At 69.5% G+C, this 12,532-nt stretch carries 8 protein-coding genes and 2 pseudogenes; 1 reads left to right on the top strand and 9 read right to left on the bottom strand.

Features of this window, described 5'->3' with window-relative positions; translation table 11 throughout:
* Positions 1 to 169: 169 nt before the first annotated feature.
* From QSJ97_RS23605 to QSJ97_RS23585, 5 genes are read right to left on the bottom strand one after another with little or no spacing between them, the layout of a single operon-like run.
* The gene (locus QSJ97_RS23605) at positions 170 to 2,212 is read right to left on the bottom strand and encodes a DUF4384 domain-containing protein (protein WP_285674900.1); all 2,043 of its coding nucleotides are present in this window, start codon (positions 2,210 to 2,212) and stop codon (positions 170 to 172) included.
* The gene (locus QSJ97_RS23600) at positions 2,209 to 2,601 is read right to left on the bottom strand and encodes an ExbD/TolR family protein (protein WP_285674899.1); all 393 of its coding nucleotides are present in this window, start codon (positions 2,599 to 2,601) and stop codon (positions 2,209 to 2,211) included. Before QSJ97_RS23600 ends, QSJ97_RS23605 begins: the two co-directional genes overlap by 4 nt.
* Complete coding sequence (locus QSJ97_RS23595; protein WP_285674897.1) at positions 2,598 to 2,978, bottom strand: ExbD/TolR family protein; 381 nt, start codon at positions 2,976 to 2,978, stop codon at positions 2,598 to 2,600. The genes QSJ97_RS23600 and QSJ97_RS23595 overlap by 4 nt, the downstream gene beginning before the upstream one ends.
* Positions 2,979 to 3,010: 32 nt before the next feature.
* The gene (locus tag QSJ97_RS23590) at positions 3,011 to 3,637 is read right to left on the bottom strand and encodes a MotA/TolQ/ExbB proton channel family protein (RefSeq protein ID WP_285674896.1); all 627 of its coding nucleotides are present in this window, start codon (positions 3,635 to 3,637) and stop codon (positions 3,011 to 3,013) included.
* A gap of 9 nt (positions 3,638 to 3,646) precedes the next feature.
* Positions 3,647 to 4,084 carry a hypothetical protein gene (locus QSJ97_RS23585; protein WP_285674894.1) on the bottom strand — a complete coding sequence of 146 codons (438 nt, stop codon included), beginning with the start codon at positions 4,082 to 4,084 and terminating at the stop codon, positions 3,647 to 3,649.
* Between the two features lie 447 nt (positions 4,085 to 4,531).
* Between QSJ97_RS23585 and QSJ97_RS23580 the strand changes: the two genes are divergently transcribed.
* Positions 4,532 to 5,491 (top strand): aldo/keto reductase, encoded by a 960-nt coding sequence (locus QSJ97_RS23580; protein ID WP_285674892.1) that lies wholly within the window; start codon positions 4,532 to 4,534, stop codon positions 5,489 to 5,491.
* Between the two features lie 13 nt (positions 5,492 to 5,504).
* Here QSJ97_RS23580 and lipA read toward each other — a convergent pair whose 3' ends face one another.
* The 4 genes and pseudogenes from lipA to aceE all read right to left on the bottom strand — a co-directional run.
* The gene (lipA, locus tag QSJ97_RS23575) at positions 5,505 to 6,440 is read right to left on the bottom strand and encodes a lipoyl synthase (protein ID WP_285674890.1); all 936 of its coding nucleotides are present in this window, start codon (positions 6,438 to 6,440) and stop codon (positions 5,505 to 5,507) included.
* Between the two features lie 36 nt (positions 6,441 to 6,476).
* The gene (lpdA, locus tag QSJ97_RS23570) at positions 6,477 to 8,495 is read right to left on the bottom strand and encodes a dihydrolipoyl dehydrogenase (RefSeq protein ID WP_434220955.1); all 2,019 of its coding nucleotides are present in this window, start codon (positions 8,493 to 8,495) and stop codon (positions 6,477 to 6,479) included.
* A gap of 34 nt (positions 8,496 to 8,529) precedes the next feature.
* Positions 8,530 to 9,978 (bottom strand): annotated as a pseudogene (gene aceF, locus QSJ97_RS23565) (dihydrolipoyllysine-residue acetyltransferase); the annotation flags it as partial.
* Positions 9,860 to 12,496 (bottom strand): annotated as a pseudogene (gene aceE, locus QSJ97_RS23560) (pyruvate dehydrogenase (acetyl-transferring), homodimeric type); the annotation flags it as partial. The pseudogenes aceE and aceF, both read right to left, overlap by 119 nt.
* Between the last annotated feature and the right edge of the window lie 36 nt (positions 12,497 to 12,532).

The following is a 12,532-nucleotide window of genomic DNA, read 5'->3' as shown; positions in this document are numbered from 1 at the left end:
GATCTCGCGAGCTGTCCGCACAGTATGCAATTTGCTGTCATCAAGCAAGGCTGCGGCGCCCGACAGTCACTGCAGGACTGGACTGTGGCATCGGCTCAACAGATCCCGCCGTGAGCCGTCAAGTTCATGTGCACACCAATCGAAGAGGCCATGAATAGGCAGGGCTGGACTATTGCGCCGCGGTACCTGACGCAGCGTAGGTGTCGACGAAGAAATAGACCCATTCGCCCTTGAAATCCGGCGCCCGGGCCGCGGTTTCGATGCGCTCGCGCAGCCAGTCGAGATAGGGTCCGGCGGGCTCGACGATGGGCCGCAGGCCCTCGTAGATCTCCGCCGTGCTGGCCAGCGCCACCACGATGTCGCGTCCGAAGGGCGGCTCCACGGTCAGGGCGAGATTGGCGAAATCGGGGTTGCCGGCGCCGATGCGCATCGCCGCCTTCGGGGCAACTTGACGCAGCGGCACATACTCGTTGGGCACGAGGTGCAGGACATTGCCGTCGCCATCGAAATAATCGACATAGACGAAGGCGGGGTAGTCGGCGCCGCCAAGATCCAGCCGGAACTGGCTGCCGCCGGCCAGCGCGAAGACCCGTGCCTGCGCCGCCTTGCCGACGACCAGCGGGTCGTCCGCCTGATCGGTCGATTGCGGCAGGCCGAGCGCCTCGATGCCGGCGAGCACGCCGCATTGCGGCTTCGGCAGCACCGCCAGATCGTTGCCGACGCCGATCGCGTCGCCGATCATCCCCTGCAGCTGCGCCTCGACCTCGGCGCGGAGCGCCGGATCGGGCACATGCCCGCGGATCTCGAGCGCGCCGGTTTCCGGCACGAAGGCCGCCTGCAGCCGGCTGCAGGCAAACCGCGCGAGGAAGCTGGCGATTCCGTCCCGCGCATCGCCGGCATGGGCGGCGCTGTCGCGCGCCGCGCGCGGCGCCATGAAGGACTGCACCGTCGACAGGGAAACCGGGTCGAACCGCGCTTCGGCGCCGCCGGTCCAGGCCAGCCCGGCCCGGGCCCGGACCGCGAGATCCGCCGCCGGGCGCGTGGCCGGCTGGGTGGCGAAGGCCGCGGCCAGCAGGCGCGGCGGTTCGGCGCCGCGGGTCTCCCGCGCCGCGGCGGGGATTCCGGCCGGCGCGGCGGCGGCGGCCCGCCGTGCCGGCGCGGCAACCGCCGGCGCCGCCGGGGCTGGTGGAGGCGTCTCCTCCGTCCGCTCCGGCTCGGCCCGCGCGAGCATTGCGAGAACCGGCTCCGGGCGCGCCTGGCGGGCAGCGCCGCTCTCGATCCGGGCCTGGCGGAGCATGGCCTCTGCCGGCGGCGCCCCGGCCAGGAGCGGCTGCGCCTCGGCATCGGCGGCCAGCGGTGCCAGCTCCGGCGTGTCGGGCGGTTGCGGGCGGACCTGCCGGGCCGCCACGCGCCCCGCCGACAGCGCGGCGCCTTCGGCCCGCGCCGGCACCGCCGGCTCGGCCTGAACGCCCAGTGTCGCCACGGGTTCGGCCTCTGGCGGGCTCGCCGCCGCGACATCCGCAGCCAGGGCCGCCTGCACGGCCAGCCGAGCCTCGGGCGCCCGGGCGCGGGCCGGTTCCGCATCCGTCGCCCCGGCGGCGAGCCGGTCCGGCTCGGGACGCAGGCTGGCGCTCGGCCGCGCCGGGAGGTCGGCCGGTCTGGCCGCCGATGGCGTCGGCGTTGCCGCCGCGATGCGCCCCGCATCCGGGGGTGTCGCCCGCGCGACCCGGGTTGCGTCCGCCGCCGCCGCCGAAACCGTCTCGGCCTGCGGCGCGAGCTGCGCGATATCGGCGCCCTTCGGATCGGCCGGCGCGAGCGCCTCTCCCTCGGCGCCCGGATCGACCGCACCCGCCGGCGCCGCCTGCGGATCCGCCGCGGCGGCGGCCGCCGATGGCACCTCGATGCCGGAGGCCGGCGCCGCGAGATCCTGCCCGGTCAGCGCTTCCGCCCGCTCGGCGCGGACCGCGGCGGTGCCGACCGCCTGCCCCTCGCCGGCATGCTCCGGCGCGCGCTCGGCCTCCGCCTCGGCCGGTTCGGCGCGGGACTGGCGCACCTCCGCGGCCTCCATGCGCATCGCCATCTCGATCCGCTCCGGCGGCGGAACCGGCTCCGGCTCGAGGACCAGGACCAGCCCCAGGGCCAGCCCGAGATGGACCAGCGCGGAGACCGCGATCCCCGCTCCCCAGCGGATGCTGCCGCCGGCCCGGATCATCGCGAATTCGGGGTGACCACCAGCATCACCTCGCCCAGTTCGAGCGCCTCGAGCCGTGCGACCAGCGGCAGCAGATGGCGCAGCTCCGCATCGGCATGGGCGTTGACCCTGATGAACCCGGGACCGGCGCTCTCCAGCACCCGCAGGAGATCCGCCTCGGTCCGCTCCACACCGTCCACCGCCAGGCGGCCATCCGCCGAGACGCTGACGGTCGTGCCGCCCTTCGGCATCGGCGTGCCGAGCGTCGCGATCGGCGGAAACACCTCGAAGGGCGCCGTCGCATCCATCCGGCCGACCAGCATGAAGAAGACCAGCAGGAAGAAGATCACGTCGATCAGCGCCACGATGGTTTCCGACGGCGCCCGCTTCTCCGCCCGCTTCAGCTTCACGGCCTCGCCTCCAGCCGCACGATCCGCACATCCGCGACGCCGGCCCCGGTCACCGCCTCGAGCAGGCCCACGAGGTCCTGCGCCGTTGCCGTTCCGGAGGGAAGGATCAGCACCCGGCCCGCCGATGCCAGCTGGCTCTCGAGCTCACCGGCCGAGAGCGCGCGCCCGCGGTGCACCACCGCCCCCGACCCGTCGAGCCGCAGCAGCAGGGTCACCGGCGCCGCGCCGGCACCGGCACCGGTGCTCGCCGCGCCGGCGCTCTCGGCCTCCCCCCCGGGACCGGTGGGGATCATCCGCAGGTCGAGATAGGTCGATGTCACCATGAAGAACACGAGCAGGATCAGCATCACGTCGACAAGCGGCGTGAGCGGGATCACGGCCGAGCCTCCGCGCTGACGGGCGAGCTGCATCAGCCCGACCGCGCATGTTCTGCGGCGAAGAGCGCCGACACCGCATCCTCGATCATGTGGGCCGCCCGGTCGACCTTCGCCGACAGGAGATTGGCCGCGATCGCCGCCGGGATGGCCACGATCAGGCCCGCCGCGGTGGTCAGCAGCGCCTGCCAGATGCCGCCCGCCAGCACCGCGGCATTGGCCGAGCCGCCGGCCAGCTCCAGCTCCTGGAACGACTGGATCATGCCCAGCACCGTCCCGAGCAGGCCGAGCAGCGGGCTGACCATGGCGATCACCTCGAGCGTGCGCAACCAGCGCCGCATCCGCTCCAGCTCCTCGTTGCCGCGGCGCTCGAGCTCGCGCTCGACCACCTCGGCATTCTCCCGCGCGGCGAGGGCGGTCATGCCATGGGCCAGCACGCGATCCGCCGGATACCGGCCTTCGGTGACCTGCGCCTGGGCCTCGGCGAGCTTGCCGCCGCGCCAGTCGGCGAGGGCGGCGGACCGGGCGGCGGCGCCCCCCAGCACGCCCCCGAGATCGATGACCTTCACGATGATCAGGGCGAGCGAATAGACCGACGCGACCGCAAGCAGCCAGACGATCGGCCCTCCATCCCTGGCCCAGCCGAGCACTTGCTCAAGCATGGCCGCCCCTTACTTGACCAGAGGGGCGGAGGTCTTGGACGACAGGTCGATCAGCGGGAAGCAGTCCAGCTCCGCCTCGTTCTGCGGCGCGCAGGCGGTGATGTCGTGCAGCAGCACCTCGCCGATATCCGCGCAGCCGATCTCGGGGATCTCGAACAGCTTCAGCGTCGTCCGCTCGGCCGGCAGGGGCGCGGCGTCGATGGTCAGCAGCCGGTCGATCACCCCGCCCTTGTCGAGGATGGCGAGCGACATCTCGAAGGCGGCGAAGACGGTCTCGGTCTGGTTCCGGAACAGGAAGAAGCTGCGACAGCCGCTCTCCACGTCCTCGAACTTGTTCAGCTCCACAACCAGGCGGGCATCCTGTGCGCTGGCCGGGGCACCTGCCACGGCCATCTGGGCGGCGATCGTGGCGATCGCGATCAGTGCAGAACAGTTTCCTGGACGCATTCCCTCACTCCCCGTTCACTATCTCGTCGGATCCGTCTGCGCTGCCGCACAGCCGAGGGAATTGATACCATGTATCCGGCCGGAACGCATGCGCTGCATCGCCTGCACGCGTCCGGGGAAACGCTTCTCACGCGATACAATCTAAAAGCGCAAATGAACTTTGCATAACGCGAAATTGCGATTCGCAATTCAGGAAGATGGGCCGCCCGGGTTCGGCATGGTCCGGGCACAAAAAATAGCAGGCGGCGTTTCCGCCGCCTGTTAGTCACCACGCCACCGGCCTATGCCCTTACACACACAACGCGTTGAACGGCATCTTACGCAAGCTATGAACGAAAGCACTTCACTGACTGATCGCACCAATGCAATCGGCGTGCCAAAGCCCCGGGCTTGCCCTTGCCAGACGGCTTGCCTAGTCCTGATGGCGCAACGCGGAGGAGCAGGCACATGAAAACGGTTCGGCTCGGGCGGACGGGGCTGCGGGTCTCGGCGCTCTGCTACGGCACGATGTCCTTCGGCGGCGATGCCGACGAGGCCGAGGCCGGCCGGCTCTATGCCGCCTGCCGCGACGCCGGGATCGACTGCTTCGACTGCGCCAATCTCTACAATGGCGGGCGCGCGGAGGAGATCCTCGGCCGCCTTGCGGCGCATGAGCGGAGCGCCGTGACGATCATCTCCAAGGCCGGCTATGGCCAGGAGGGCGATCCGGGCGGGCGCTGCGGGCGGCGCGACATCCTCGCGGGCGTCGAGCAGAGCCTGCGTCGGCTCGGCACGGATCGTCTCGATATCCTCTTCCTGCACCGGTTCGATGCGGAGACGCGGCTCGAGGAGACCCTTCGCGCGCTCGAGGATCTGGTAAGCAGCGGCAAGGTGCTGCATCTCGGCGCGTCGAACTATGCCGCCTGGCAGGTGATGAAGGCGCTCGGGCTGCAGGCCCGCGAGGGCTGGGCGCGCTTCGACGCGGTGCAGCCGATGTACAACCTCGTGAAGCGCCAGGCCGAGGTCGAGATCCTGCCGATGGCGGCGGCCGAGGGGCTGGGCGTGATCTCCTACAGCCCGCTCGGCGGCGGCCTGCTCACCGGGAAGTATCTCGAGGGCGCAACCGGGCGGCTCACGACCAATGCGCGCTATGGCAAGCGCTACGGGCCCGACTGGATGCATGCCGCCGCCGAGGGGCTGACGGCGCTGGCCCGGGCACGGGATGTCTCGCCCGTCACCCTCGCTGTCGCCTGGGTCGCGGCGCATCCGGCGATCACCGCGCCGATCGTCGGGGCGCGTTCGGTCGAGCAGCTGCGCCCCGCGCTGGCCGCAGCCGATCTCGAGATGAATGCCGAGCTCTATGCCGAGATCGCCGCGCTCTCCCCGGCGCCGCCGCCGGCGACCGACCGGCTGGAAGAGGCGGGCTGACGCGCGCGCCCGGTCAGGCGCCCTTCGCCGCCCGCGCCGCGCGCAGCCGCGCGAAATCGTCCCCCGCATGGTAGGACGACCGGGTCAGCGGCGAGGCGGAAACCATCAGGAACCCCTTGGCATAGGCCGCCTCCTCGAGGCTGGCGAACTCCTCCGGGGTCACGTAGCGGTCCACCGCCGCATGCTTTCGCGTGGGCTGCAGATACTGCCCGATGGTGAGGAAATCGACGCCCGCGCAGCGCAGATCGTCCATCACCTGCAGCACCTCCTCGCGCCGCTCGCCAAGCCCGACCATGATGCCGGACTTGGTGAAGACCACGCCGGACAGCTCCTTGGCCCGCTCGAGCAGCCGGATCGAGTGATAGTATCGCGCCCCGGGGCGGATCGCGGTGTAGAGCCCCGGCACGGTCTCCAGGTTGTGGTTGAAGACGTCCGGCGCCGCCTCGATCACCGCCTCGAGGGCCGAGTCCGGGCAGCGCAGGAAATCCGGCGTCAGCACCTCGATCGTGGTCTCCGGCCGCTTGCGGCGCACCGCGCGGATGGTCTGCGCGATATGCCCCGCGCCCCCGTCCGCGAGATCGTCCCGGTCCACCGAGGTGATCACCACATGCGCGAGACCGAGCTTGGCCACCGCATCGGCCACCTTCACCGGCTCGAACGGATCGAGCGCATCGGGCCGGCCGGTGGCCACGTTGCAGAAACTGCAGCCGCGGGTGCAGATCTCGCCCATCACCATCATCGTGGCGTGGCCCTGCGCCCAGCACTCGCCCACATTCGGGCAGCCGGCCTCCTGGCACACCGTCGACAGCCCGTGCTCCTCGATCACCCGGCGGGTCGCGGCATAGCCGCCGCCCGAGGGCGCCCGCACCCGGATCCAGGGCGGCTTGGACGGGCTCGGATTGTCCGCCCGATGAGCCTTCTCGGGGTGGCGGATGCGAGGCGTCTCCATTCGCGATCTCCTTCGCGCGGGGCGCGGGCCCTGCGCCTAGTGCTTCTTCTTCTTCTTCGGCGGCATCAGGTCGGTGATGGTGCCCTCGAACATCTCGGCCGCGAAGTTCACCGTCTCCGACAGCGTCGGATGCGGGTGGATCGTGTGCCCGATATCGGTCGCATCCGCCCCCATCTCAATGGCCAGCGCAACCTCGGCGATGAGATCCCCGGCATTCGGCCCGACGATCGCGGCACCGATCACACGGTCGGTCTCCTCGTCGAAGATCAGCTTGGTGATGCCCTCGTCCCGCCCGAGCGAGAGCGAGCGGCCGGAGGCGGCCCAGGGGAAGGCGCCCTTGCCAAACTTCAGACCCTTCGCCTTGGCCTCGCTCTCGGTGATGCCGGCCCAGGCAACCTCCGGGTCGGTATAGGCGACCGAGGGGATCACCCGCGCATCGAAGGCGCGGCGATGGCCGGCGGCGACCTCCGCGGCAACCTTGCCCTCGTGCACCGCCTTGTGCGCGAGCATCGGCTGGCCGACCACGTCGCCGATGGCGAAGATGTGGCCCTGGTTGGTCCGCTGCTGGTTGTCGACCGGCACGAAACCGCGTTCGTCCACCGTGACGCCGGCACGATCGAGCCCGATGGCCTTGCCGTTGGGCCGCCGGCCGACCGAGACCAGCAGCTTGTCGAACACGTCCGTGGTGGTGCCGTCCGGCCCCTCGAAGGTGACCTTCAGGCCGGTGTCCATCGCCTCGACAGCAGTCACCTTGGTCTTCAGGTGGATCGCCTCGTAGCGCTTGGAGATCCGGGTCATCAGCGGCTTGACGATGTCCTTGTCGGCGCCGGGGATGATCTGGTCCATCAGTTCGCAGACCGTGACCCTGGTGCCGAGCGCGTCATAGACGCAGGCCATCTCGAGCCCGATGATGCCGCCGCCGAGCACCAGCATCCGCTTCGGAATGTCGGCAAGCTCGAGCGCGCCGGTGGAATCGATCACGCGCGGGTCGTCATGCGGGATGAAGGGCAGCGTCACCGGCTCCGAACCGGCAGCGATGATCGCCTGGTCGAAGGAGACCGTGGTCTCGCCCTCCGCGCCCGTCACCCGCAGCATGTTGGGGCCGTCGAAGACCCCCTCGCCGCGGACCACCTTCACCTTGCGCCCCTTGGCCAGCCCGTCCAGCCCGCCGGTCAGCTTGCCGACGACACCGTCCTTCCAGCTCCGCAGCGCGTCGAGATCCACCTTCGGCGCCCCGAACGAGACGCCATGGGCCGCCATCTCCTCGGTCTCGGTGATGACCTTGGCGGCATGCAGCAGCGCCTTCGACGGAATGCAGCCGACATTGAGGCAGACGCCGCCGAGCCGCTGATTGCGCTCGATCAGCACCACCTGCTTGCCGAGATCCGCGGCCCGGAACGCCGCCGTATAGCCACCGGGGCCGGAGCCGAGAACCACGACCTCGGCATGCACGTCGCCGGTCTGCGGCGCTGCGCGCGGCGCGGCTTCGGGCGCCTTCTGCGCCGGGGCGCCGACCCCGGTCCGCAGGGTCAGGATCTGCGAACCCTCGGAGACCTTGTCGCCCTCCGAAACCGTGATCTCGACCACGGTGCCGGCGACCGGCGCAGGCACCTCCATGGTGGCCTTGTCGCTCTCGAGCTCGACCAGCGCATCCTCGACCGCAACCTCGTCGCCCGGCTTCACCATCACCGAGATCACCGGCACGTCGGAGAAATCGCCGATATCGGGCACGCGTACCGCGACGACATCGCCGCCAGAGCTGTCCGCCACCCCCGGCGCGCCGCCGCCGGAGACCTTGCCGGCCGGCCCGCCACTCGGCAGCGCGGCCTCGGCCTCCAGCGTCAGGATCAGCGAGCCCTCGGAGACCTTGTCACCCTCGGCCACCTTGATCTCGACGACCTTGCCGGCGGCCGGGCTCGGCACCTCCATGGTGGCCTTGTCGCTCTCGAGTTCGACCAGCGGGTCCTCGACGGCGACCACATCGCCCGGAGCGACCATCACCGAGATCACCGGCACATCGCTGAAATCCCCGATATCGGGGACCTTAACCTCTATCACGGCCATCGGTTCCCCCTCAGAGCATGATCCGGCGGACATCCGCCAGGATATGTTTCAGCGTGGCACAGAACCGCGCGGCAAGCGCCCCGTCGATCGCGCGGTGATCGTAGGACAGCGACATCGGCAGCATGTTGCGCGGCACGAACTCACCCTTCCCGGCATCCCAGACCGGCGCCATCTTCGAGCGCGTCAGGCCGAGGATCGCCACCTCCGGCGCGTTGACGATCGGCGTGAAGCCGGTGCCGCCGATGCCGCCGAGCGAGGAGATCGTGAAGCTCGCACCCTGCATGTCCGGGCCCTTGAGCGCCCCGTCGCGCGCCTTCTTGGAAAGCTCGCCGAGTTCCCTGGAAACCTCGACGATGCCCTTGCGGTCGGCATCGCGGATCACCGGAACCACCAGCCCCTGCGGCGTGTCGGCCGCGAAGCCGATATGGTAGTAGTGCTTGCGGATCAGCTTGTCGCCATCGGGGTGGATCGAGCTGTTCACCTCCCAATGGGTCTTCAGCGCGCTGACGCAGGCCTTGATGACGAAGGACAGCAGGGTCACGCGGTAGCCCTCGGCCTTGGCGGCGGTGTCGAGCTCCTTGCGGTAGAGGTCGAGCTCCGTGATGTCGGCCTCCTCCTGGTGCGTGACATGCGGGATGTTGAGCCAGGCCCGGTGCAGCGCCGGCCCGGAGATCTTCTTGATCCGGCTCATCTCGACGTCTTCCACCGAGCCGAACTTGGTGAAATCCACGGCCGGGATCGGCGGAATGCCCATTCCGCCGGCGGCCGCCGGCGCCGCGCCCTTCGGCGCCGCCGCCTCGACCGCGCCCTTGAAATGCGCCGTCACGTCCTCGCGCAGGATCCGGCCCTTGCGGCCCGACCCGGCGATCCTGGCGAGATCGACGCCGAGTTCCCGGGCGAAGGCGCGCACCGAGGGCGAGGCATGCGCCTTGCCGAAGCCCGCCTCGTCCACCGCCGCGGGCGTGCCCGCCGGGGCCGGCGCATCGGCCCGGGCCGGGCTCGGCCGCTCGGGCGCGGTCGGCTCGTGCTCCTGCACCCCCTCGGGATGCGGCGGATCGACCGGCGCCTTGGCATCCACCACCTCGAGCCTGAGGATCGGCGTCCCCTCCGAGACCGTGTCGCCCTCCTTGACCAGCACCTCCACCACGTCGCCGACGGAGGGGCTCGGCACCTCCATGGTGGCCTTGTCGCTCTCGAGCTCGATCAGCGCATCTTCCTCGGCAACATGGTCGCCCGGGCTGACCAGAATGCTGATCACCGGCACTTCCGAGAAATCGCCGATATCCGGCACCTTCACTTCGATAATGGACATGGCTGTCTCCTCGTCCCCTTGAGCGTCACGCGGTGCGCGGATTGGGTTTCTTGGCGTCGATCCCGTATTTCGAGATCGCGGTCTCGACCTGTTCGCGCGTCGCCGCACCCTCGCGATAGAGCGCAACGACCGCCGCAGCGGCGATGTGGTTGGCGTCGACCTCGAAATGCCGGCGCAGGTTGACCCGGCTGTCCGAGCGGCCGAAGCCGTCGGTGCCGAGGGTGTGGTAGGGGCGGGGCACGAAGGCGCGGATCTGCTCGGCGAAGTTCTTCATGTAGTCGGTCGCCGCGATCACCGGGCCGGTGGCCTGCTCGAACTGCTGCGTCACGTAGGGCACGCGGGCCTCGCCGAGCGGGTCGAGCCGGTTCAGGCGCTCGCAGTCCTGCGCCTCGCGTGCGATCTCGTTGAGCGAGGTGCAGGACCAGATGTCGGAGGTGATCCCGAAATCCTTCTCCAGCATCGCCGCCGCCGTCAGCGCCTGGTTCATGATCGAGCCGCAGGACATCAGGTTGACATGGGCCTTGCCCGGCTCGGTCTCGCGGAAGCGGTAGAGCCCCTTGACGATGCCCTCCTCGACGCCCTCCGGCATGTCCGGATGCCGGTAGTTCTCGTTTTCCACCGTCAGGTAGTAGTAGATGTCCTCCTGCTCGACGAACATCCGGCGCAGGCCGTCATGCACGATGCAGGCGATCTCGAAGCTGAAGCTCGGATCGTAGCTGATGCAGTTCGGCACCGTGCCGGCGAGGATGTGGCTGTGCCCGTCCTGGTGCTGCAGGCCCTCGCCGTTCAGCGTGGTACGCCCCGCGGTGCCGCCGATCAGGAAGCCGCGCGCACGGGCATCGCCGGCCGCCCAGCACAGGTCGCCGACGCGCTGGAAGCCGAACATCGAATAGAAGATGAAGAACGGGATCATCGGCACGCCGTGCACCGAATAGCTCGTCGCGGCGGCGATCCAGTCCGCCATCGCGCCGGCCTCGTTGATGCCCTCCTGGAGCACCTGCCCGTCCTTCGTCTCCTTGTAGTACATCAGCTGGTCGGCATCCTCGGGCTTGTAGAGCTGACCCTTGGGATTGTAGATGCCGAGCTGCCGGAACATCCCCTCCATGCCGAAGGTGCGGCTCTCGTCCGGCACGATCGGCACCACCTGCCGGCCGACCTTCTTGTCGCGGCAGAGCGTGGTCATGATCCGCACGAAGGCCATCGTGGTCGAGATCTCGCGCTCGCCGGTGCCCTTGAGCTGCGCCGAGAAGGCGCCGAGCTCGGGGATCTCGAGCTTCGGCGCATCCTTCCAGATGCGCTGCGGGAACGCGCCGCCGAGCGACGACCGCCGGTCGAGCAGATAGGATTTCTGCTCGTTGGACAGCGTCACATAGGGCGCCTCGGCCAGCTCCTCGTCCTTCACCGGGATCTGGAACCGGTCCCGGAAGGCGCGGAGCTGATCCTCCGCCATCTTCTTCTGCTGGTGGGTGATGTTCTGGCCCTCGCCGGCCTCGCCCATGCCATAGCCCTTGACCGTCTTGATCAGGATCGCGGTCGGCTGCTCGGTATTGGCGATGGCGGAGCGGTACGCGGCATAGACCTTCAGCGGATCGTGCCCGCCGCGCTGCAGCTGCCAGATCTCCTCGTCGGTCATGTCGGCGACCAGCGCCTTGGTCTCGGGATAGCGGCCGAAGAAGTTCTCGCGGGTATAGGCGCCGCCCTTCGACTTGAAGGTCTGGTAGTCGCCGTCGAGGGTCTCGTCCATCAGCTGCCGGAGCTTGCCGGTGGTGTCCTTCTCGAGCAGCGCGTCCCAGCCCGAGCCCCAGATGCACTTGATGACGTTCCAGCCGGCGCCGCGGAACTCGCCCTCGAGCTCCTGGATGATCTTGCTGTTGCCGCGCACCGGCCCGTCGAGCCGTTGCAGGTTGCAGTTGACGACGAAGTTGAGGTTGCCGAGATTCTCCCGCGCCGCGAGCGAGATCGCGCCGAGGCTCTCCGGCTCGTCCATCTCGCCATCGCCGAGGAAGGCCCAGATCTGCCGGTCGCTCATGTCGATGAGCTTGCGGTTGTGCAGATACTTCATGAAGCGGGCCTGGTAGATCGCCATCAGCGGCCCGAGCCCCATGGACACCGTGGGGAACTGCCAGAAGTTCGGCATCAGCCAGGGGTGCGGATAGGACGACAGGCCCTCGCTCCCGGTTTCGGAGCGGAAATTGTCGAGCGCCGCTGCCGGGAGCCGGCCCTCCATGAAGGCGCGGGCATAGATCCCCGGCACCGCATGGCCCTGGAAGAACACGAGATCGCCCCCGTGTTCGGGCGTGCGCGGCCGCCAGAAATGGTTCAGGCCGACGTCATACATCACCGCCGAGGAGGCGAAGGACGCGATGTGCCCGCCGTATTCGCTGCTCTTCTTGTTGCGGCGCACCACGGTCGCCATGGCATTCCAGCGGTTCACGCAGCGGATGCGCCACTCCATCTCGAGATCGCCCGGATAGTCCGGCTCGAGCTGCGGCGGGATCGTGTTGACATAGGCGGTGGTCGCGCCGAAGGGCAGGTTGGCGCCATGTTCCCGGACCGCGCTGACGGCGCGATCGAGCAGGAAATGCGCGCGGTCCGCGCCATCCCGCTCGATCACGTCTTCAACGCTGTCGAGCCATTCGCGGGTCTCCACCGGATCGAGGTCGTCGCTGCGATCGGTCATGGGTAGTGCTCCTTCTGGCGGATGGAGGATGGAATC

Origin of the sequence: Paralimibaculum aggregatum, from assembly GCF_030270585.1 — a bacterium.
GTDB lineage: Bacteria > Pseudomonadota > Alphaproteobacteria > Rhodobacterales > Rhodobacteraceae > Thermohalobaculum > Thermohalobaculum aggregatum.
Note: the sequence above shows the minus strand (reverse complement) of the source record. Positions and strands in the feature narration are given on the sequence as shown.